This window comes from Legionella sp. PATHC039, assembly GCF_026191275.1.
Lineage (GTDB): Bacteria > Pseudomonadota > Gammaproteobacteria > Legionellales > Legionellaceae > Legionella > Legionella pneumophila.
Genome location: NZ_JAPHOP010000001.1, coordinates 3,215,631 through 3,238,096, shown reverse-complemented (window position 1 = coordinate 3,238,096; position 22,466 = coordinate 3,215,631). Strand labels below are relative to the sequence as shown.

The window sequence follows — 22,466 nt, the reverse complement described above, 5'->3', positions numbered from 1 at the left end:
ATATTATATGCGGTGATAGAAATTTAACTCCCTGCTCCACTTATGATCTTAAAAGGATATATAGAATCAGCTGGTGATAACTAGGCTGTCTCAGGTTGTTGCGTTTTTGCAACAAACAGGCGAGTTGTCAGTAAATTAATACAAAGTCCACTAATCACCAGCAATCCGGCAACCAGCTTCCAGAGATAAAATGGTTCTCCCAAAATAAAGACAGAACTCAAAATACCCACAACTGGAACCAATAAAGTGAAAGGTACTACCATGCCAACTGGATAACGGCTTATCAACCAATTCCATACCCCATAACCAACCCAAGTTGAAATATAAACAATATAAAGCACGGAAAGAATACCTTTCCAGGTCATATGTTCATAGGCGTTTACAATGCTTTCAGGTCCTTCAAAAACCAGAGAAAGTATAAACATGGGCAAACAGGCAACAAAACTACTCCAAACAATCACAGCAATCAGATTAACAGAATGAATTTTTTTCGTAATGAGGTTGCCAATACCCCAGGAAGCCGCTGCAGCAAGAATACATAAAAACCCCATTAAAGACACATTGTGGTCGAAGTGTAAGGCCACTACACCAATGCCTATAAATGCAATCAAAGCCCCTATTATCTGCCCAACTTGGGGTTGTTCTCCTAAAAATATTATTGCAAAAAACATACTGAAAAAGACTTGCACTTGCATGAGCAAAGAAGCCACTCCTGGAGTCATGCCCACACGCAAACCAATAAAAAGGAATCCAAATTGCAAGGCAAACATGATTAACCCATAACCAGCAATAATTTTAAAAGGTACAGCAGGAGGTTTGATAAAAAATACAGCCGGGACACTGGCTAAAAGAAATCTGACAGCGCAAAGAAGCAGTGGAGAAAATTCTTCAAGACTAAGCTTGACGAAAATAAAATTAATTCCCCAAACGAAAACAACCAATAAAGCTAACAAGAGATGGGCAAAAGGCATGACTGAAGTCAACTTTTATAAAAGTCTCTTTATTTTAACCCATAAACATATAATATGCTAAGAAATCTTAATACTTGATCAAATAAACGACAAATAATTTCAGCATATTGGCATGAATCCTAAAAAAAAATCATAGTATTATTGATGTTTTTGGTTTTTAGCAAATCCAAATGTACTTTATTAATACTCTCTTAAGTTTTTTCTGCTAAATTTATGCTAAACTTAAAAAATATTATGACTTTATTTTGATCACACTGGGGAATTAAATGGCCAAAACTATTACAAAAGACAGTTTTTTTCATAGTCGTTTACAACAATTTGTAGCTAATTCCCTTTTTCCAGCAGGGGCCGGTGATTGGTATAAAAACAAAGGCTACGGAAAAAAGGACGAAGTTGATGACGAAGCTCCTTTTAGAGATTTCGTTGAAAAACAAAAAACCGATAAAAAATCACACTATTATAAAGAGTTTCAAGGCCTGGATTTAAGTCTGAAGAAAGTGAAAACAATGCTGGTTTCTGGTGAATCATGTCAGTTAGAAGTCATGAAATGCCAACCAGAGTCAAATGAGCCTAAAAAGCCTGGCACTGGGAAACATATTGTCTATTTTCCCGGAGCGAATACTTACTACCAAGCCTGTTTTCGCGATATCAGCACGGCTTGCAAAGAAACTGGAGCAACTGTACACGCTTTTAATTTCCCAGGGACAGGCCTCAGTTCAGGAAAGGTGAGAGAGGCGAATGACTTAATCAATGCTGGTCTTTCTGTGGTTTCCTCTTTAATTAAACAAGGCGTGCACCCGGACGACATCATTTTACAGGGGGATTGCTACGGAGCTAGCATTGCATTAGAGGTAAAAAGGCAATTAGAAGAGCAAGCGGACATCAAAGTTCGTGCGATCATGAACAATGTTTTCAAGTCATTTAAAGCAGCCGTTTGCGATATGATTACCCAATCACCATGGATACCTAACATATTAAAAAGCATAGTTAAAAGATTGTTAGAATTTACCGGCTGGCATGTTACTCCAGGAAAAAAATATAAACATGCTGATCCTTACCAATGTCATATTCAACACTTGGGAGATCAAACATTAGAATCTTCCACATTATCAAGTAAAGTCAGCAAATATCAACATGAAATACAAACTGGGCAAACCAAATCTCAAAAAAGGGATCCCATTACGGATACCTGTCCGGAAGAGTATCGAAAAGATCGTGATGAGCTGGATAGAAAACATTATGTTCGAGTCAAGGAAACCGCTAAAGAACGCCTTGCTTCCAAATTTGGAGTCGATAAATTTGGAAGAGTCAATGCTCACTTTGCTGATTTGTGTGAGCTGGAAATGTTGGATGGGCAATCGGTGTATCAAGGTTTTGTCAATGACTATATTGCCAGATCGAATGCTTACATAGAAAAACATCCCCAAAAAGGTATTAAAGACATTCAACAGGATTTAAGTCAATTACATTACTTACAAGCAGCTGATTCAGTAGATATTACTGAAGATGAGGCTCAGGATTTTAACACAGTTGTTGATCTTATTACGGATGAACAACAACTAAGGCATGATCGATTCAACGATAATACAATAGTTAAAAGCATCTCTATGTAATTGAAAGTACTGACTGGCAGGAACTATTCAGCTTTTGCCAGTCAGTTGCCTCGAACAAAATCCTTGTGCTTCAACGCCAAGGGCACTATTAAATTTACTGGACATATTCTGAAATGCAATCAGTGCTGTCAATTCAATGATTTCCTGTTCAGAATAATACAATTTCAATTGATTGAAACACTCATCATCAGGACGTTGATCAGAATAAGTTACTTTTTCAGCATAATCCAATGCCGCTTTTTCTTCTGGTGAAAATAATGAGGAACTACTCCATTTCGCCAGTTGTTTATACTGTGCTTCACTTCCAGCCCTTTTAATTAAAGTTGCTGAATTAATATCAACACAAAACTCACACCAGTTAATTTGAGAAACCCTGACAGTGATGAGAGAGCGTAATATTGGGGAAAGTGGTGATTTTTTTCTGTCTATCACGCCATACATAGCAGCAACTGCCAAAAATAACCTGGGAATTCTTGCCCAAATCAAAGCAGGTTCGAGTATTTGGCCGTATTTTCTTTTTTGATTCCAGAAGAATGGTTTTAAATACCAGGGAGTCTTCTTGATATTTTTTTCCAAAATTCTCATGCATAATTATCCTTTTTATGAATACTGAATTAATAACATGGAATAAGAATGAAAGAAATTATTTTGGCAACCAGTAACCCTGGAAAAATAAAAGAATTAGAACAATTACTAGCCCCCACCATATGCATTCCCCAAGCCGATTTGGGTATATCCGATGCGGAAGAAACAGGATTAAGTTTTATAGAGAATGCCATTCTCAAAGCCCGTCATGCCAGCTCATTAGCCAATAAACCAGCTTTAGCCGACGACTCGGGGCTTGTAGTCCCCTCTTTAAATGGAGAGCCGGGTATCTATTCAGCACGCTATGCTCGAATAAAGGCAAATGACGAAGACAATATTCAACAATTGCTAAGTAAAATGGCTGATTTATCCCAAGAACAAAGACAAGCCTACTTTTTTTGCGCAATAGCGCTAATGCAACATGCCAAAGATCCAACACCGATCATTGCCACAGGCGTATTTCATGGCGTTATTAGCATGAAACCTTCAGGCACAAATGGCTTTGGGTATGACCCGGTATTTTATCTCAACGAATATCAATGCACAGCCGCTGAATTACCTGCTAAAATTAAAAATAGGATTAGCCATCGCGCAAAAGCTTTAAACCAATTACGCGCCCTTCTTCCAGATTAATATGAACAGTGAAGTAGATACTCTTTTTACACAAGCCTATAAGCTTCAATATGAAGGCCATTTACCTCAAGCCATTAGCTTATATGAGCAAATACTTGCCCAATCACCCAAACATACGGAAACTCTGCATTTCCTGGGATTAACCTATGCCCAATTGGGTGATATGGAAAATGCCATTTTATATTTTTTGCAAGCCAGAAAAATTAACCCCAATGACGTTGGTATACTCAATAATCTCGCTAACGCTTATAAAAAGGCAGGTCAATTAGATGAGGCAATTAAATACTACCAGCAAGCCATTGAGATTAAACCAGAGTATGTCCAGGCTCATAATAATCTGGCAGCAACCTACGCATTACTCAACAATTACCAGAAAGCGTTGCATCATTATGTGATTGCAGTGAATACAGAACCTGACTTTAGCGCGGCTCACTTTAATTTAGGTTTGTTACTTCTCAAAAATCAACAATTGTCTGCTGCCAAAACACAATTTAATAATGTGATAGCTCTAAATCCTCAGCACAGAGAAGCTCAATTTTACTTAGGTATTTTGCATTTGGAAGATAATTTACTCTCAGAAGCAGAACAGGCATTTCATAAAGTGTTAGAGCAAGATCATGAACATGTTCAATCCCTAATTAACTTGGGCGTGATCGCTTTGAAAAGAGAACAAAACCAATTAGCTGTTGATTATTTTACTAAAGCCTTGGCTTTAGATAATGAAGACATTGATGCACGTAATAATTTGGCAGCCACATTCATGCATCATGATCGATTTGAAAATGCGCTCATGCATTACGATATTTTACTGAAAAAAGAACCCAATAATCTGGAGTATTTATACAATTCCGGAGTCGCTCAAATGGCATTAGGCCATCTCAATGAAGCCACCCTTTTGTTTGATCAGATTTTAACATTACAAAGTGATCACACCCCATCCTTGAATAATCTGGCCGCTATTTATTTAAAAATGGACATGCGAGAAACCGCGCGCGAATATCTTGAGCGCGCTCTGGTAATCAACACCGATGATGTGGTCAGCAGGCATATGCTGAATGCCATTACAGGAGCAACGAGCGTTAATACTACAGAAAAATATGCCCAAAATTTATTTAATAATTATGCCTTGTATTACGACCAGCACATGCAAGGTGAATTACACTATAAGATTCCGCATCACATTGGCCGCCTCATCCACCAACTTCAACTTTTGCAAACCAGTCATTCTTTGGACTTGGGTTGTGGTACTGGATTAACAGGTATTGTGCTTCGTGAAATAAGCAAACATTTAACCGGAGTAGATATAGCAGAAAAAATGATAGCTCGAGCAAAGGAAAAAAACATCTATGATCTTCTGGTATGCTCGGAATTAATTGATTTTTTAAGAAAAAATAAAAACGATTACGATTTAGCAGTCGCTGCAGACGTCCTACCCTATTTTGGTAATCTGGATGATATTTTTCATTACATCAATCAACATCTGAAGCAAGAAGGGTATTTTATTTTCACTACCGAAATCAGCACAACAACTCCGTGGAAACTGGAAAGCAGCGCTCGATTTAGCCATCAACCCGAATACATAGAGAGCTTAATCAATAAATACCAATTTCATCTTATCAAACAAGAGAAAATACCAGGCCGAACACAAAACAAACAAGTGCTGGAAGTCATGTTGTATTGTGTTAAGAAGTCAACATCTCGTTTTGTTTCCAACAGAACTTACGAAAACCCCTAATCTCTTTATTAAAAAATGAACCTTGGGCTTTTTCGTTAGTCCTGTCCAAATCTGGCAAACTCTGGCAAACTCTGGCAAACTCTGGGCAGAATAGCACTATATTGAATTTTTCATCTTCCTAAACACTAAAATGGCAAATCCAACTCAGAATCCAGGCGCTGAATTTGTTTCTTAAACAAATATTGAATTTGCTCCAGATGATCTTTATCTGTCGCCTCAAAACGTGCGACCAGACAAGGAGTTGTATTTGATGCTCGCAACAATCCCCATCCATTTGGAAATTCAACACGCAAACCATCAATATTCAAAATCCTGCCCTCAGGGAAATCAGCCTGCTCACTAAAACGTTCAATAAAATCAAATTTTTCTTCATCCGTAATCGCTATTTTTATTTCAGGAGTATTGACACTATTAGGGATCAACTCAAATTGCTCACTGACAGTCAGATGAGAAGAACTGATAATCTCTAACAATCGGCATGCGCTATATAAAGCATCATCAAATCCATACCAGCGATCTTTAAAGAACAGATGCCCGCTCATTTCGCCAGCCAAGATAGCTTGCTCTTTTTTCATCACCGCTTTCACGATCGAATGGCCAGTAGGGCACATTCTGGCAACACCGCCTGCTGCCTGGATTTCTTTCTCCAAATGACTGGAGCACTTCACATCAAACACAACCGTAGCGCCTGGATTACGACTTAAAATCTCTCTTGAGTAAAACATCATTAAACGATCAGGCCAAATCATTTCGCCTTTATCAGTCACCAGGCCAAGTCTGTCAGCATCCCCATCAAAGCCCAAACCAATATCGGCTTGATGATTTGCCACCGCCGCTTTTAAATCAACTAAATTGGCTTCTATTGAAGGGTCAGGATGATGATTGGGAAATCGGCCATCCACTTCACAATATAGGGGAATGACCTCACAGCCCAATTTCGAAATAACCCTGGGAATAATTGGACCCGCCACACCATTGCCACAATCAACAACTACTTTTAAAGGGCGATTCAATTGAATATCGCTCACGACACGCTGAATGTAGTCTTCTATTACATCAAAAGCCATTTCTTTGCCACGAACAGCTGACTGCTTGACTTCACCAAGCAAAGCATAAAGTGTATCTATTTCATCTTGAATTAATGTTTTTCCAGCCAATACTAACTTGATACCATTATAATCAGCGGGATTATGACTTCCGGTAACCATCAGACCAGAATCAATCCCTTGCGTATGGGTAGCATAATACATGACAGGTGTCGCCACAGCACCAAGATCAAGGATATCTATCCCGCTGTCTAGCAAACCCTCTTTCAAAGCCGTAGCCAAAGCATAACTGGTCAGACGTCCATCACGAGCTACAAATATTTGTCGGCGATTTAATTTTTGTAAATAACGTGCAATGGCTAAACCAATGCTATAAAAAGAATTCTCATCCAGTTCTTTACCGATAATCCCCCTAATGTCATAGGCACGAAAGACAGAGCGGGGAATTTGCTTTTGTTGATAGGTCATTTAATATCTCCCGGAGCTGCCAAAACCACCTTCTCCTCTGGAGCTTTCTGTGAATTCATTGACCACCTCAAAAGAAGTCTGTACAACCGGGATAAAAACTAATTGAGCAATTCTATCACCAGGATTAACAGTAAAATATTCCTGGCTCCTGTTCCAACAAGAGATTTTTAATTCTCCTTGATAATCCGAGTCAATCAGCCCTACAAGGTTTCCTAAAACAATACCATTTTTATGGCCTAAACCTGATCTTGGTAAAATCACTGCCGCCAGCTTTGGATCGGCAATATAAATAGCTACGCCGGTGGGCAGCAATACTGTTTGCTGAGGTGCTACTTGCATAGGCTCCGAGATACACACCCTTAAATCCAGACCGGCGGACCCATCAGTGGCATAGGCAGGCAATGGAATGGTATCTCCTATCCTTGGATCCAGAATTTTTAACTGAATAACTTGATGCATAATAATTCTCAATCGTTTTATTGCGCCTAATTTTGCAGACTTGCAGCAAGGATTGCAATAATTTGGCCTGCCAGGCGTGTTTTATGGGTTAATGGCAGCTCTATTTGTTTGTTTTTTGTAATCACTGTTACTTGATTTACATCACTTTCGAATCCCATTCCCTTACCTACCTGATTGGCGATAATCATATCCAGTTTTTTATTTTTCATTTTTTCTTTTGCATAGGAAATCACATCAGTTGTTTCAGCTGCAAACCCAACAACAAAGGAAGCTTTACCACTTTTAGCTACTTCAGAAAGAATATCTGTATTTCTAACAAGCTGGAGAGTGAGTTCAGAATTCTCATTTTTTTTCATTTTTTCCGAAGCAGGATTCAGCACGCTATAATCTGATACCGCTGCTGTCCCAATAAACAAATCACCTTGTTGTAAATGCCTGTTCACTTCGTCAAACATAGATTGCGCCGATTCAACTCTTATTAGCTCGATGTCCGAAAACGTTTGTAAATGACAAGGACCACTAATTAATGTCACTTGTGCGCCTGCCATAGCGGCGGCTTCAGCCATTGCAAAACCCATCTTCCCTGAACTGTAATTGCTTAAATAACGAACTGGATCAATCGACTCGCGAGTAGGGCCTGCAGTAATCACAATTCGTTTGCCATACAATAGTTGGTTCACATCCAGTAAGCGCAAGGTATTCACAATTTGATCCGCCTCACTGACTCTTCCCAATCCATGTTCCCCACAGGCCTGGGAGCCTTCTTCAGGCCCCACAAAAAACACACCTCGTTCTTTTAACAATTCACAATTTGCCTTGGTTGCTGGATGTGCCCACATGCTTCTGTTCATGGCAGGACAAACAATAACTGGCGTTTCAGTAACGAGATATAATGTTGAAAGCAAATCGTCAGCAAGACCTTGAGCCATTTTAGCAAGACAATTTGCAGACGCAGGAGCAATGAGCAAATAATCTGCCCATCTTGCTAATTCAATATGTCCCATAGCCCGTTCAGCTTGAGTATCGAATAAATCAATCCTCACTTCATTGCCTGATAATGCCTGCATCAATAAAGGGTTAATGAACTGTTGTGCTGAATGAGTCATGACAACCCTCACATCAGCCCCCAAACGAGTCAATTCTCTAACCAGATGAGCAGATTTATAAGCAGCAATGCCGCCACAAATACCAAGTAGAATTTTTTTATTAATAAAATCTTGCATGGCTCGCCATTTTTGATAAGAATAACCTCGATCAAAGCACAAACTTCGCAATAAAGGAATATAAAAGGAATACAAAATGATGGTTGCCCATACAGCGCAGCAACTTGACTTGCGCGAAAAACTACTTACTAATGGAGTACATAGCCTCTCTGATATCGAATTGTTAGCCGTTTTCATCAGTTCGGGTAATAATAAAAAATCTTGTTTGCAACTAGCCTATGAGCTCACCAAACACTTGGGAAATTTACGTAATATCCTCAATGCTGATCTGCAAAGCTTTAAATCAATCCATGGATTAGGAGAAGTGCGCTATGCGCAACTTCAGGCTGCGAAAGAAATATGTCATCGTAGTGATTTCATTGATCTGCAAAAAGAAATCCGGTTATCTAACACGCAACAAACTTATGCTTTTTTAAAAAAACGACTGCGAGACTACAAAAATGAAACTTTTGCCGCACTCTTTCTGGATAACCAACACCGAATCATTGCTTATGAAGAATTATTCTCAGGAACCATCAACACAGCAACAGTCTATCCCAGGCCGATTGTAGAACGTGTATTGCAATTAAATGCTGCTGCTTTAATTCTGGCACATAATCATCCCTCGGGCTTGTCTGATGCAAGCCAGCAAGATTTAGCCATTACAGAACGCATTCGAGATGCTCTGGACCTGGTAGATGCCCGGTTACTGGATCACATTGTCATTGGGGATAATGAAGTGTATTCCATTTTTGCTGAGAACAAATGGGTATGTAACTAGCTCCCGCCCCTATCATTTGAGTTAATGGATTAAAAATGCTCCAACCTTTTATTACGGATTTTATAAAAAATCGTTCGTTTCAATTTATTTTTGTAATGGGATTAGTTTCTGATATCGCCCTGGCTGGGACGATAAAGCACATAGTATTTCTCTTTGGATTCCCCTATTTAAGCTCTGTTGGTCTTTATTGTCTAATGAAGCGTAAAAAAACAACTGTTAAAGCAAGAATCAGTGAGCAATACCGGCCAAAGAAGAAAGAAATTTGCAGATGAATTCTTAAGGTTTAGTTAATACTTGGTTGCTATAATTGCACAAAGTGTTGTTTTAGCTCAGAGTCATTATGTTAACTTATCAAGATAAAGAAATAGTTCGATTTAAAGAAAAAACAGGTGGTAAAAATAAAAGTGATGTCGATGGTTTTTACAAAGACAGTGATGGCCGGAAATTTTTTATAAAAAAACCGGGCGACCCCCGTGAACTATTCACGGAATTATTTGCAGGCTTGCTATTAAAAGAGTTCATGAAGCGAGGATTGATTGATGAAAGCTATTTTCCATCATTGATTTGCGCCGATGTCATTCAATTTAAAGACAAGTCCTATGGCCTAATACAGCCACTGGTTTCATTTGATGAATTACACAAAATCATTGGAACGAGCTACGGTGATGGCAGTGATCGTAATACGATAAAGGAAACCTTCTTTGGGCCAGGTTATTATGCTGGGATCACAAAACAAAATAAATATTTTGGCCTTTCTATGGCCCTTATGTTTTCTCTATTGCTGGGAGCCCATAGTGTACATAGTGGCAATATCGTTGTACTCAAAGGAGAAGGAGAAGAAAAAAGCAAACAATTTGGCCGAATCGATTGGGGAGATGCCTTCCGTTATTTCGCTCATCGAAACAATAATGATAATATCCTTTATGCTTATGAAAACAGAGGTTGGTTTAATTATAAATCACTAACTAAAGATTATTTCCTGAACTATAAGAAGATCAATGGGCTCTTCCCTGCGATGGCTGAAAAAGCCCGACAATTGCAATCCAAACTAAATCCTGAACTGCTTATTGAAATAGTAACTAGCGCACTCAAAAATATTCCAGCTGATCTGATAGAAGAAAAAACCAAAATCCAACTTGCTGCCTACATGTGTATGGATTCATTTAAAGAAGCAACATTTGGCCCAAAAGGTAATTGCAAAGATTTTGCCATTGCCATGGCCACATTATTAGAAAATCGTTTAGGAAAAATTGCTGTTCTTAAAGATATGTCCCCGTTGAGCAATCCTGAAGAGCTGTATCAAAGTATTTTGGAGTTAAAACCCTTGACGCTTCTTATGACCTCTTCAACCTCTTTTTCAGAAACTATAAATCAATGGACAGACATCTTCAAAACTACAGACATGGAAAAATTTTCGTTTGATAGTAATCCAATCAACTTACTGGAATTAGTCAAACAATTTAATCTTTACGTTGATGAACTAGCCATCACGTGTGAAGCCAATAATGTCTGGGCAAAAGAAAGAATAGACAGCACCCCTAATCTGTTCGCTCTCTACGATAATAGCGGTGGTGAAGCGATTCACGGACATGCCTTTGTTCCTTACTACAAAGAAAGCATTGTATTGCGCCGCCTATTTACAGTAGACCCTAATACTTTTAACTTATCTCGTTTTGCTCCTTTTGAAGGACCATGCCAACTCTATTGCAAGGAACATAAAGACTCTGCCTGGGTTAAAATCCAAACCTTACTGACTTTAGGTAATGGAATTATTAATACGCTAAAAATAATCAAACAGGCTCAAGCATTCGGAATAGATGAGGCAGTTACAGAGAATTTAAAAGCATTGAAAGAACAATTCATTGCTTTTCAACTTGCGGAAGCTGATGTAAAGGAATCATTAAAAGCACCTTATTTTGCAGAGCCCTTGCCTGATAAGGAAAGTGAGTTTTTTTATCCCATTGATGAAAAAGCATTAGCTAAAATGAATGGATATCAACTTGCAACGATTTGTCTGGAAGAACTAAATAGCCCTAAACCATCGCCTTTAATTGAAAGAATTCTCAGTAATAAAAAATTTGGGAAACGTATTAACTCTGCTTTCGAAAGTGGTGTATTTAAAGGCCGCACAGATGATCCCGCCGGTAAAATAGCTAAAATCCGTGAATGGCATCAATTATTACAGATTTCTGGTAAAAAAACTGCTGGACAAATTGATGAGCTGCAAAAGATAGTAATTTCTCTTCAATCAAAAATTAACAAGCAAACGATTGAATTTGAGGAGTTAGAAGCGACTTTAATCCAAATAAAAGAAAAATATCAGTTACTGGAGAAAATGGTTGAGCAAAGCGAACATGAGAAATCTTCCGCCCAATCCATTATTCGCTCTCTGAATTTAGAACTTAGTCAGCTTAAATTACAACTACAAGAGCAAGAAAAATTACAGTTCCAGTTAAAAGAACTCAAAGAGAAAATACATGAACAAACGACTCTATCCAAGCGATTAGGAGAGGAGCTGCAAACGCAAAAGAAAACCAACACGCACCAGGAAGAAACCATTCAAAGAATCACCAAAGAAAAATCATCGGCCGATTCTTCCCTTGAGTCGCTTCGAAAAGAACTGCATGAATTGGCAAAAAAAGAAAGCTCTCTTCATAAAAGGCTTGAAGAAAAACAATTAAAAGTACAACAGTTAGAAGAGCAATTAGCAGAGAAAGAAAAGGAAAATCTAGTCCTGAAAAATGCTGACAAACAAAACCAACATGAAAAATCCCTGGATAAATCTGCTATTGAATATCTAACCTCAGAGCTTAATCAGCTTAAACTAGAACTGCAAAAACAAGAAACATTACAATTGCAGTTAAAATCTTTAAGAAAACAAATTCAAGAGCAAACATTACTTATAGAGGGCTTGAAAGAGGAGTTACAAAAACAAAAGAAAAGCAACACACACCAGGAAGAAACTATTGAAAGAATTACTAAAGAAAAATCATTGGCCGATTCTGCTCTTGAATCGCTTCGAAAAGAGATGCATGAATTAACTCGAAAAAACGAAGAAAATCAACTTAAATTAACAAAACAAGTCAACTCTCTTAGCGAACAACTTGAAGAAAAACAATTACAAATTAGAGAATTTGAGAAGCAATTACAAGAAAAAGAAAAAAGAGTTGAGCAAAGTGAGAAAGATAAAGCTTCAGCAAAACGAACTGTGGCTTCACTTAGGGAGCAAGTAAGCAATTTAAAATTGCAATTACAGCAACTTGGAGAGGTAATTCAGGAAAAAGAAAAAGGCTCCTCTTTGATAAGCCAGCAATCCAAACAAATTATTGCTCTTCAAGAGATTATAGAAGATCAAAAAAGACAATTGGAAGAATTAAAAATCAAAATTCAGGAACTTGTATCTGCAAATCAAGAGCTTGGAAAACAAAACCAAAGTTTGAGCAAGGAAAATTTACATAATAAGAATACAATTGAAGATCTTAAGAAAAAATTGAATGAATTAACTGTTCAATTGGAACAATTGCATCAATCTTCAAGTGAAAAAGAACAAACCATTAGAAAATTGAGAGAAGAACTCATTAAGAAAGATTCTTCGCTAAAACAAAATGAGGAAATGCAATTAGCCCAAAAACATCTGGAAGAGGAAATTGATCGTCTACAAAAAGAAATTAAACAACAACAATTAAATACAAATCAATTAGAATCTATAATTGCTCAAAGTAAAGAGGCTGAAAAACGCTATCAGCAAGCTTTAGAACAGAAAAAGGGAATTTACTTTGCGCGAATGGAAAGAGTGTCTCCTATTTATTTGCAAATACAGCAAATTGAACAAAAGGCCAAAGAATTAGAGGAAAGAAGGGAAACAGAAGCATCAACAGCGGCAAAAACACTCGCAACAAAATTTCGTTTAGAGATAAAAAATTATCTCGACAATAATGAGTCAAATGAAAAAAGTGCCTTAAACTCATTCAAAATAAATGCCAAACGGCATATTGAAAACTCCAAGGAAACGCTAAATCAACATCGCGAAGAATGGAAGTACCTATTAGCCAATGTTACTTTAGGGGTATTCTTGCTTGGAATCGGTTATATCGCCGCTATTTTGATTAACAAAGCAACTACTGGCAATTATACCTTTTTCAGCCAAACTAACAGCGGGAAAAAATTGGACGCGTTGGAAAAAGCGATTTCTTCCACTCACTCCGAAACATTAGTTTATGGATAATCTTCTCTTTTTGGCATAGGTTGGCTTATATTCATCCTATGCCAAATAATAAAGACACTTCAGCATAAGGACACAGAGGCAAAGAATCTTTCCAATTGGCAAATCAGCCTTCTCTTTTAGCGGGTTAAATCAAATTGTGCCAAGGGAAAATAATTACTTCCTTCTTTATCAGGCCTACTTTCAATTAAATAAAATTTATTAATCTGAACTGGTGGAATGATAGGAAATTTTATTTGCAACAACTGCTGAAGTTTTGGGCTGAAATTCCCCACTCTGCCTACAGTCAAATGCCCTCTGAAAGGACGTTTTTCTAAAGGATACTTTAAACTGTCCATCACCTGACTAATCATTCGAGACCAATCCCTAAGTCTGTCTTGAGGATCTACAGATAATGAAATAAGTCTTGGATTTTTGGGAGAAGGGAACCACTCTAAAACACCGAATTCCAAATCAAATTGCTTTATATGGTTAAGTTCATTATTTACTTTTTCAATCAAGACCTGAATATGTTTTGTTTCCAGTCTCTCTAAAAATTGCAAGGTGATATGCAAATGCATTGGCTTTGTCCACCTTATGGAGTGAACTGGTGCCATTTGCCTCAATGGCTCCAAATTACTCCGGATATTTTCCTGGATCGCTGGCGGTAGTGAAATAGCAAAAAAAGCACGTATAGCGTTCATAATATTCATTGCCTATTCGAAAAATATTGCAATCCACAAAATAAATTCCGAAAAACAAACACTTTTTCCAAATTAATTATCAAAATCGCTGCTGTTTTTCAATTTTTTGCTGCCTGTCAACGACACCGACTACTTTGTGTAACATCTTTGCCATTATTTCCGTTATATCATCTATGGTAATAATACCAAATTGTTATTTTTTGAATGCATTAAGTAAGTATAACCCACCCTACTATAATTGTAAGATAGAGGATAAAAACAGGATCAATACCATGCATGCCATGATCATGGAAAAGCCTAGATGTGCATTGCAATATCAGGAAGTTAATAAACCAAATCCAAATGAAAATGAACTTTTAATTAAAGTATCAGCTTGTGGGATTTGTAGAACTGACTTGCATGTAGTCGATGGTGAGCTGAAAAATCCCAAGACTCCCCTTATTCCAGGCCACCAAATTGTAGGAACTGTTGAGCAGGTTGGAGCCGCTGTAAAGAAATTTGCAATTGGACAGCGAGTTGGAGTCCCTTGGCTAGGTGGAAGTTGCGGGATCTGTAATTTTTGCACCTCTGGCCGAGAAAATTTATGTGATCAAGCCTGCTTTACCGGGTATCAAATAGATGGTGGTTTCGCTGAATTCTGTGTAGCAAATCACCATTTTTGCTTTCCTATTCCCGATGGATACCCGGATCATCAGGCAGCACCATTATTTTGTGCTGGTTTAATTGGATACCGTGCCTTGCTAAAGTCTGGCGACGCAACTCATTTGGGTCTATATGGATTTGGAGCGGCAGCACATATACTGATTCAAGTAGCTTACCAAAAAGGAATAAAAATTTATGCGTTTACAAGCCCAGGTGATCAGGAAACTCAAAAATTTGCATATCGATTAGGTGCTGTCTGGGCCGGAGATTCTACGCAATCACCACCTCATCTTCTTGATGCTGCAATCATTTTTGCACCCGTTGGTGCATTGGTGCCTCAGGCTCTTCGCAATACTGTAAAAGGAGGTACTGTGGTTTGTGCTGGTATACATATGTCGGATATTCCCAGCTTTCCTTATGAAATACTGTGGGGTGAACGTACTGTTTGTTCAATTGCCAACCTAACTCGCAAAGATGGAGAAGAGTTCCTGTCTCTGGCCCCTAAAATCCCAGTTAAGACAAAAATTCAAACCTATCCCCTTACCGAGGTTAATCGAGCAATGGAGGATTTAAGACATGGCAGGTATAGAGGAGCCGGGGTTATTGTTATGAAATAAAGCTATAATTATCAAAAGCTATTACAACAAACACAAATCATCAAGGAAGTAGCTCGCCTCGCTCAAAATTGGTTTAAGCAATATTTAAAAGAATATATAAATATAAAAACAGCAATGTCAAATCATTATGAAATAAATTTATAACAATTGAAAATATTTTATCTAGTAACTATATTTACATTGATAAGCTGGTGAATATTACTTTCGGTGTTTTTAACAACTAACTGATACGTAAATTTATGGAATAAGGAGGTGACATCATGGGCGGCTTAAGAAAAAATCAACCAGGTAAAACAACTGATCTTCTGATGAGTCCGTTTTTAAGACTTCAGCAAGAGGTCAATCATGCTATGAGTGATTTTTATAATTTATTTGACCCTCAAAGAAGTGCCAATCTTGAGCAATTCGAGCATATTTCTCTTACTCCGTCTTTGGATATCGTTGAAGATAAAGATAATTTCAAAATTGAAGTAGAAATGCCTGGTATGGGCGAAGAAGATATTAAAGTATCTTTTTGTGAAAACAGATTAACCATTGAAGGAGAGAAAACCACTTCTAAAAAAGATGAAAATAAAAATTATATCAGTCGAGAAATTAGTTATGGGCGATATGAACGCACCATTTCCTTACCTCTATCTGCGGATGTGGATAAAGCGACTGCCTCTTTTAAAAAGGGTATGTTATGGATCACAATACCTAAAAAAACTGAAGCCAGGGAAAATGTAAAAACAATTAAAATTGAAAAAGCAAAATAATTAATTCAGTCAGGGTCAGGCTCCAAAGCGATGGAGTCAGCCCCGTTCTTATTTTTTGGCTCTACTTTCCCAAATGGTAGTTAATAACATAAGAATTATGCCTATGAGAGCGCCTGTCGCTGACCCAATACCCGGTGAATTTAAACTTCCTATGACAGCGCCTAAAATAATTCCAATGGATATTTCAATACTAATCCATAATTATGTAAAATTTGAATAAAATTGTTAATTATTAGCTTGAATGATCATTATTATAATAAAAAAACAAACTGACACTCTTTTGCAAAACCTAAATTAAAAATTAGTTTCATTGATCCTGATTCTTTTTATGATAATTTAATTGAAATAATCCATCGCTCTCTCAAATGACTATGAAATTTCCTTTTCAAATAATCGATTTAACACACCCTGTTTCACCTGACTCCCCTGGTTGGGATCTGGATTGTGGATTTATCCATAGTAATTTTATTGATTATGAAGACTGTACATCGGAAATCAAATTCAGAGTTCAGCAAATACAGTCACCCTTGGGGATTGGAACCCATATGGATGCTCCGGCTCATTGTATTCCAGGGGCCGCCTCTATTACTGATCTCGATCTGCACCGTAATTACCTGCTCACACAAAGTGTGCTGATTAATGTTAGTCATCAAACGGATGAACATTATCAAATTACAAAACAGGATATTCTGGATTTCGAAGCCAGATATGGGAGGTTAAAAAAAAATGTGTTTGTGCTTTTTTATACTGGCTGGGAGATACATTGGCCTAATACTGACAAATATCGCAACAATTTGGTTTTTCCAAGCATTAGTGCCTACGCAGCCCAATTATTGCTGGAAAGAAATATTGCTGGCATTGGGATAGACACACTTTCTCCAGATACTGCAGAATCAGGTTACCCTGTGCATCAACTCTTATTACAAGCAGGTAAATATATTATTGAAAACGTTGCCAATGCGAATTCCATGCCACCCATTGGCGCCTGGACCCTTGCTTTACCATGGAAAATAATCAATGCTACTGAGTCACCAGTCCAGTTAATTGGACTGGTATGATAATGTATAGTTCATTGATTAATGCTAATTATTACAGTACGTTACTCCTTTTAATTAACTCTTATATTGAAAAATTGCCAGGGATCAGATAAGTCCACTTCTTCAGGATATAGCTCCCCTCTATTTTTTAAGGGGGTCCAATCCGTGTAATAACCACCGACTTTTCCAAGATACGGTTTGGCAATATCAATAATGTATTGATGATCAACTTCCTCTGGTTCTACTATACCCTCATCAGGATGTTCTATTGCCCAGATTATTCCTGAAATCATACTGGCAACAACTTGTAAACTGGTTGCATTATTATAGGGGGCAATTTGCCTTGCTTCCTGGATAGAAAGAGTTGAACCATACCAATACGCTCCTCTTTGATTACCCATCAACAACACACCCAATTCATCACATCCATCAATGATTTCGTTTAAAATCAGGCGATTCTTGTTTTGTGGTTTCCATTCATTACTTTTTAATTCGAAAATGGAGAGCCTGGCATCTGGACAAGGATTATAGGCATAGTGAACTGTTGGCCTATACAATAATTCAGATCCATTTTTTAATGTTAAAAAATTGGTAAGTGAAATAGTTTCTGCATGAGTAATTAAAAACCCGTGAAAAGCCCCCAATGTTGGAGTCCATGAACGAACCATGACACTAGCGCTCGGGCGAGACAGATAGATCGCGCATTGTGGTCCATTACTATGAGAATAAGCGTCATGGGGCCAATGAGCTTCATGTGTCCCCCACCCGATTTCAGCAGGTTGCAGTCCTTCCAAAATCAGACCATTAGCGGACCAGGTATTAACGAACTCGCCTGGTGATTTTGGAGGATAGGTAACTTGAGAGTCTTGCTCTGCAACATGGATTACTTTAATTCCCAAAGTCATGGCAAGATTAGCCCATGCTGCTGCATTTTTAGGCCTGTTAATAGTAAGGCCATTATCTTTTGCAATATTCAACAAGGCCTCTTTAATAAAATGTGAAACGAGACCCGGATTAGCCCCGTGAGTAATTAAGGCTGTTTTTTGAGTTTTATCCTTTAAGCGAAGGACTTCTTCACGCAAAGAATAATTGGTTCGGCGATTAAGCGCCATCTTCTCCATAACAAATTCTTGTTTCCACGGCTCAGTTGCGGCATTAATATACAATGCTCCTTTTTGATTACATAATATAATCAAAGCAAGACTTGATATGCCGATTGATACATCAATTAAAAAATCGTTCTCTTCCAAAGTACTACCAATCACGTCAAGGTAATTATCAGGAGTAATCTGTTGTAACTTGAATAAAACTCCGTATTTTTGGGCAACCTCAACCCTTGCCCCTTCATCGGCAATGATTGTCACTTGCGATGGTTTGATATCAAATTTCTCAAAGATTAAAGGCATTAATGCCTGACCAACGCAACCAAATCCTAATAAGACAAAACGATTTTTAAACAAGATTTTTTTTGTATTATGATTCTTATCCATGATGAATCCTTAACTTCCCGGCCCAGTTTAATTTGAATTTTTAATACTCAATAACTATTCAACAATGATCATACCCAACAGACATCAAAAACTTTCATATGGCATACTAATATTGTAGTAGCTATGTTGAATTCAGACAGCCTGTTGAGTAAAAAATTAGATATATCTACTCCCTGCTTGATTTTTAAAGTATGTAGTAAAATTGCATCCTGCCACTCTATTCCTGGCTTTGAATAAATCAATTAAAATGGTAGCCAGAATGCTACTGGAAAATCACATGATCCATATTGCGCTTTATCAACCAGAAATTCCACCGAACACGGGCAATATTATTCGACTCTGCGCCAATAGTGGAGCTCAACTACATTTGATTCATCCATTAGGCTTTACTTTGGAAGATAAACAAATGCGACGAGCAGGTCTTGATTATCATCAATGGGCTTCAATATTGCATTATGAGAATTGGCAAACATTCCTGCAGTCTCATTCAAAACGACGATTATTGTGCTGTAGCGCAAAAGGAAAAGTGAAGTATAGTGACGTCGATTATAAGACAGATGACATCTTATTATTTGGACCCGAATCTTGCGGTTTACCTCAACAAATACTGAACCAATATTCAACAATACGGATTCCCATGAGAGAAAATAATCGTAGTCTCAACTTATCAAATGCTGTAGCAATCATATTGTACGAAGCATGGAGACAAATGGATTTCAACATGTAAGCATTAACTTGGTAATTCACCTGATAGTGATTACAGCAATGGAAGAGATTGGGGAGGGCGTAAGTCCTTATTCCTTATAAAGAGGAAACTCCAGCATCCTCAATAGCATCTTCATAAATCAAAACAAGGGCGGCGCCCTGGTGAACCTCCAAACTAATTTCTGCTGTTTGTGTTCGATTGAAACAGGAATTTTTTCCAGGAAACGAAAGGTGTGAGTGCTTTAGCTCCCACTTCAAACCCTCAGAAGACAGGACAACCTCAGGAATACCTATTAACGAGATTTTAGTCTGGACAGGTAAAATAAAATTAACCCTCAATTTTTCATTAACAACAAAACCTTTGATGGGAGGCGAATATAAAAGGCAGTTTGTATCCATAAAAATGTTGATGTTATTCAGAATGTGATCCAAATACCCACCATTTATCCCTACAACGATAGCAGGCAATAGATCATGAGCCTGTAAATAATGCATGGCCTTTTGATAATCCGTACTCCCTTGATCTGGTAAATGAAGAAAAGAACGGTTTTCCAACAAAGCAGGCTGAATAGAATCCAGATCTCCAGTAATTAAGTCAGGAAAGACACCAAGATTACATAACACATTAGCGGCACCATCAGCAGCAATAACCGGCAGCTTTCTTTTATGAAAAAAGGAAGGAGCAGGCAAATCACCATTAAGACATAAAATAGAACGATAGTTTTTAAAGTTAATTACATCTAGCATCATAACGTCTTTTTAATAAAATCAGCACAAAACTCACTATCAAACCCACTACATTGGAACTCGTTACAAAAAATGAGTTTGTGCTGCTTCCATAAATGATCCAGGCCAGCGAACAAATTAGATAATTCACTAACATCATCATGGAAAGATCTTCAGTTGATTTGGTTTTTAAGGATTTAACGATTTGCGGTAAAAGTCCAATAAACGAGGTAATAAAAGCAACTATTCCAGAAAAAATAACAATTGACACATTTTCCTCCGCTCAGACTAATGAGATCAGGTTCAAAGGGTTGGGTGATCCTCTCAGCCAACTTATCAATTGGCACCCCTAATGTTGGACTTATATTTTATCACGAAATGAGCAGACCGCAATTTAAGAGCAAGAAAATACCCCTTTCTTTTTTCATCAGTTTATGATTAATTAATAATCCTTTAGTCCAAAAAAGGAATTAAGCCCCTCAAATAATTCTCAAATCGGTATTTGACAATAACTCATACAGCAGCTGGAGGCATCACTATGACAGTAGAACTTATTCGAAATGGAGAGACAGATACCAATGATTATGAGCAACACCTGGATTCTTTTGGATACGAAACATTAGAAAAATCCTTGAAAGAAGATGCCAAGTCTATATGCCAATTCTTTTGTAATGAAGAGCTGGTTTTACAAGGTTTAAAAAAATTGGTGACACAATTTTATCAGTTTAACCAACCTGAGAAAAAAACATTAAGACAATTTTTTGATGACTGGGGAAGTAAAAATCATTTTAACCACGAAGCTCCGCCTAATGATAAGATACCTTATGAAACCAGCCCCAATTTTCATTTCCCCAATCACACTCCGATTTTATATGGTGAATTAACTTCAGACTTATTCAATAATGTTCTTCTAAAACAGGGTTACTTATCCGCTGATCTTGGCGCAGGCCCCAAGCATGGGAAATGGGCGCATACCATCCAATTTTTTATTCTGGAAGAAGCCAGAAAAACCGGACAATTAAAGCTTCACAGCAATACAGTCTGCGAATTCATTAAAAAAATCTCTCAAATCCATGGCCAATACGAATCATTCAGTTTATGGAGCATTCTATTTGATTCATTTGACGAAACCTTTACCTGCCCTAATATAATTACTCAAACTTTGACATCACCATGGGATAATTCGAAAGAGGCTCTATTTTTAGCTGATAAATTAAACCATTTCCAAAAAAAATTTGAAAAAGCAGCCTCTACTGAAAATAATTACAATGCGTACGCCAATAAAAAATACATGAGCAGAATTGATAAAGCGCACTATGTTAAGTACAAAGACAAATGCGCAATTCTATGGTTTGCGCCACAGGATAAAAAAACCACCTCTAAGCCTTCCTGCCAAAAAGAATTGAAACAAAATCAATTAAGCTTATTATAAGAGGATATGACTTTGTATCGATAAACTTAAATAAAACATCTCTGGCTTGGATAGCGACTCTTTACCAAGGCAGAAAATTTTTTTTAAATCGAAATATTTTGTCATGGCAGATTTTAATCACTGGAAATATTTTCAGAAAAAATTATAGATGCCCACACAAAATCTCAATCTATTTTTATTATAAAAACGAATTTAATTCAATAAATCAGTTTATATATACTCCTTCACTAGAAAACATTTTTCGCCTTGACCTTGGAGTTTTTCCTAAATCCTATTATATTTAATAGTATAATATTTAATCTATTTTGGATTAAATAAACCAGGGAAAACGCGATCATGAGCAAATTCCTCGTATTTATTGGATCAATATTATTTTTTTCTTCCGTTTTAGCTGGAGATATCCCAGAAGTAGACATACAAGACCAACAGTCAGATCAGGAGTTATGCGCCCAAAAATTTTATAATCAATGCATCAACAAGTGCGAAAAAACAAATTATGGTGACTGTACTCAAGCCTGTGAGGAAAATGCTAAAAATCAATGTCTTTACGCAGGTGAATAAGAATGGTTTGCGTTGAGGCAATTAAATTAAATCCTATAAATTTTAATAGTGAAAACATTAACTCATTAAAAATAAACTGTATTTCGTCATTTCATGTTATAAA

General features: G+C 37.3%; 21 protein-coding genes and 1 riboswitch. Of the genes, 12 read left to right on the top strand and 9 right to left on the bottom strand.

Translation table 11 applies throughout. From position 1 onward, the window contains the following. Window positions 1-80 precede the first annotated feature (80 nt). On the bottom strand, window positions 81-971 hold the full coding sequence (locus tag OQI99_RS14720) for an EamA family transporter (RefSeq protein ID WP_061513320.1): 891 nt from the start codon (window positions 969-971) through the stop codon (window positions 81-83). Window positions 972-1,237: 266 nt separating this feature from the next. On the opposite strand from OQI99_RS14720, the gene sdbB reads away from it, so the two are divergent. Further along, entirely contained in the window at window positions 1,238-2,584 is a 1,347-nt protein-coding gene (sdbB, locus tag OQI99_RS14715; protein ID WP_061513321.1) for a Dot/Icm T4SS effector SdbB, read from the top strand. 27 nt (window positions 2,585-2,611) lie between these two features. Here the strand turns inward: sdbB and OQI99_RS14710 are convergent, their stop codons facing one another. Then, entirely contained in the window at window positions 2,612-3,169 is a 558-nt protein-coding gene (locus tag OQI99_RS14710; protein WP_061513322.1) for a carboxymuconolactone decarboxylase family protein, read from the bottom strand. A 48-nt stretch (window positions 3,170-3,217) separates the two neighbouring features. On the opposite strand from OQI99_RS14710, the gene rdgB reads away from it, so the two are divergent. Further along, window positions 3,218-3,802 carry an RdgB/HAM1 family non-canonical purine NTP pyrophosphatase gene (gene rdgB, locus OQI99_RS14705; RefSeq protein ID WP_265732259.1) on the top strand — a complete coding sequence of 195 codons (585 nt, stop codon included), beginning with the start codon at window positions 3,218-3,220 and terminating at the stop codon, window positions 3,800-3,802. A 1-nt stretch (window position 3,803) separates the two neighbouring features. Continuing rightward, complete coding sequence (locus OQI99_RS14700) at window positions 3,804-5,537, top strand: tetratricopeptide repeat protein (protein WP_265732258.1); 1,734 nt, start codon at window positions 3,804-3,806, stop codon at window positions 5,535-5,537. A 125-nt stretch (window positions 5,538-5,662) separates the two neighbouring features. Here OQI99_RS14700 and OQI99_RS14695 read toward each other — a convergent pair whose 3' ends face one another. Genes OQI99_RS14695 through coaBC form a run of 3 tightly spaced genes read right to left on the bottom strand, consistent with a single transcriptional unit; the run spans window position 5,663 to window position 8,733 of the window. Then, entirely contained in the window at window positions 5,663-7,051 is a 1,389-nt protein-coding gene (locus OQI99_RS14695) for a phosphomannomutase/phosphoglucomutase (RefSeq protein WP_265732257.1), read from the bottom strand. After that, the gene (gene dut, locus OQI99_RS14690; protein ID WP_265732256.1) at window positions 7,052-7,510 is read right to left on the bottom strand and encodes a dUTP diphosphatase; all 459 of its coding nucleotides are present in this window, start codon (window positions 7,508-7,510) and stop codon (window positions 7,052-7,054) included. A gap of 26 nt (window positions 7,511-7,536) precedes the next feature. Continuing rightward, the gene (gene coaBC, locus OQI99_RS14685) at window positions 7,537-8,733 is read right to left on the bottom strand and encodes a bifunctional phosphopantothenoylcysteine decarboxylase/phosphopantothenate--cysteine ligase CoaBC (protein WP_027224291.1); all 1,197 of its coding nucleotides are present in this window, start codon (window positions 8,731-8,733) and stop codon (window positions 7,537-7,539) included. 76 nt (window positions 8,734-8,809) lie between these two features. On the opposite strand from coaBC, the gene radC reads away from it, so the two are divergent. The 3 genes from radC (at window position 8,810) to lepB (ending at window position 13,718) form a co-directional block, all read left to right on the top strand. Then, complete coding sequence (gene radC, locus OQI99_RS14680) at window positions 8,810-9,493, top strand: RadC family protein (RefSeq protein WP_014842517.1); 684 nt, start codon at window positions 8,810-8,812, stop codon at window positions 9,491-9,493. Between the two features lie 35 nt (window positions 9,494-9,528). Continuing rightward, on the top strand, window positions 9,529-9,765 hold the full coding sequence (locus tag OQI99_RS14675; RefSeq protein WP_061513327.1) for a hypothetical protein: 237 nt from the start codon (window positions 9,529-9,531) through the stop codon (window positions 9,763-9,765). A 68-nt stretch (window positions 9,766-9,833) separates the two neighbouring features. Further along, complete coding sequence (lepB, locus tag OQI99_RS14670; RefSeq protein WP_265732255.1) at window positions 9,834-13,718, top strand: Dot/Icm T4SS GTPase-activating effector LepB; 3,885 nt, start codon at window positions 9,834-9,836, stop codon at window positions 13,716-13,718. Window positions 13,719-13,834: 116 nt separating this feature from the next. Here lepB and thpR read toward each other — a convergent pair whose 3' ends face one another. Next, on the bottom strand, window positions 13,835-14,398 hold the full coding sequence (thpR, locus tag OQI99_RS14665) for an RNA 2',3'-cyclic phosphodiesterase (RefSeq protein WP_265732254.1): 564 nt from the start codon (window positions 14,396-14,398) through the stop codon (window positions 13,835-13,837). Between the two features lie 272 nt (window positions 14,399-14,670). Between thpR and OQI99_RS14660 the strand changes: the two genes are divergently transcribed. The 3 genes from OQI99_RS14660 (at window position 14,671) to OQI99_RS14650 (ending at window position 17,470) form a co-directional block, all read left to right on the top strand. Continuing rightward, on the top strand, window positions 14,671-15,657 hold the full coding sequence (locus OQI99_RS14660; protein ID WP_265732253.1) for a zinc-dependent alcohol dehydrogenase family protein: 987 nt from the start codon (window positions 14,671-14,673) through the stop codon (window positions 15,655-15,657). 260 nt (window positions 15,658-15,917) lie between these two features. Next, window positions 15,918-16,412, top strand: a complete 495-nt coding sequence (locus OQI99_RS14655) for an Hsp20/alpha crystallin family protein (protein ID WP_265732252.1) — start codon at window positions 15,918-15,920, stop codon at window positions 16,410-16,412. Window positions 16,413-16,777: 365 nt separating this feature from the next. Continuing rightward, a complete protein-coding gene (locus OQI99_RS14650) occupies window positions 16,778-17,470 on the top strand; it encodes a cyclase family protein (RefSeq protein ID WP_061513332.1) in 693 nt (230 codons plus the stop codon). Window positions 17,471-17,520: 50 nt separating this feature from the next. Here the strand turns inward: OQI99_RS14650 and OQI99_RS14645 are convergent, their stop codons facing one another. Further along, complete coding sequence (locus tag OQI99_RS14645) at window positions 17,521-18,939, bottom strand: homospermidine synthase (RefSeq protein WP_061513333.1); 1,419 nt, start codon at window positions 18,937-18,939, stop codon at window positions 17,521-17,523. 277 nt (window positions 18,940-19,216) lie between these two features. On the opposite strand from OQI99_RS14645, the gene trmL reads away from it, so the two are divergent. Then, window positions 19,217-19,666, top strand: coding sequence for a tRNA (uridine(34)/cytosine(34)/5-carboxymethylaminomethyluridine(34)-2'-O)-methyltransferase TrmL (gene trmL, locus OQI99_RS14640; protein WP_061513334.1), 450 nt, complete (start codon window positions 19,217-19,219; stop codon window positions 19,664-19,666). 74 nt (window positions 19,667-19,740) lie between these two features. Here the strand turns inward: trmL and OQI99_RS14635 are convergent, their stop codons facing one another. Together OQI99_RS14635 and OQI99_RS14630 are read right to left on the bottom strand one after the other, a co-directional pair. Beyond that, the gene (locus OQI99_RS14635) at window positions 19,741-20,391 is read right to left on the bottom strand and encodes a thiamine diphosphokinase (RefSeq protein WP_061513335.1); all 651 of its coding nucleotides are present in this window, start codon (window positions 20,389-20,391) and stop codon (window positions 19,741-19,743) included. Continuing rightward, on the bottom strand, window positions 20,375-20,641 hold the full coding sequence (locus OQI99_RS14630) for a SemiSWEET family sugar transporter (protein WP_061513336.1): 267 nt from the start codon (window positions 20,639-20,641) through the stop codon (window positions 20,375-20,377). The genes OQI99_RS14635 and OQI99_RS14630 overlap by 17 nt, the downstream gene beginning before the upstream one ends. After that, window positions 20,628-20,731, bottom strand: a riboswitch (TPP riboswitch). (Overlaps the previous gene by 14 nt.) 141 nt (window positions 20,732-20,872) lie before the next feature. Here OQI99_RS14630 and OQI99_RS14625 point away from each other — a divergent pair. Then, the gene (locus OQI99_RS14625; protein ID WP_265732251.1) at window positions 20,873-21,802 is read left to right on the top strand and encodes a LirA/MavJ family T4SS effector; all 930 of its coding nucleotides are present in this window, start codon (window positions 20,873-20,875) and stop codon (window positions 21,800-21,802) included. Between the two features lie 336 nt (window positions 21,803-22,138). After that, window positions 22,139-22,363, top strand: coding sequence for a hypothetical protein (locus OQI99_RS14620; RefSeq protein WP_011947421.1), 225 nt, complete (start codon window positions 22,139-22,141; stop codon window positions 22,361-22,363). Window positions 22,364-22,466: the final 103 nt, after the last annotated feature.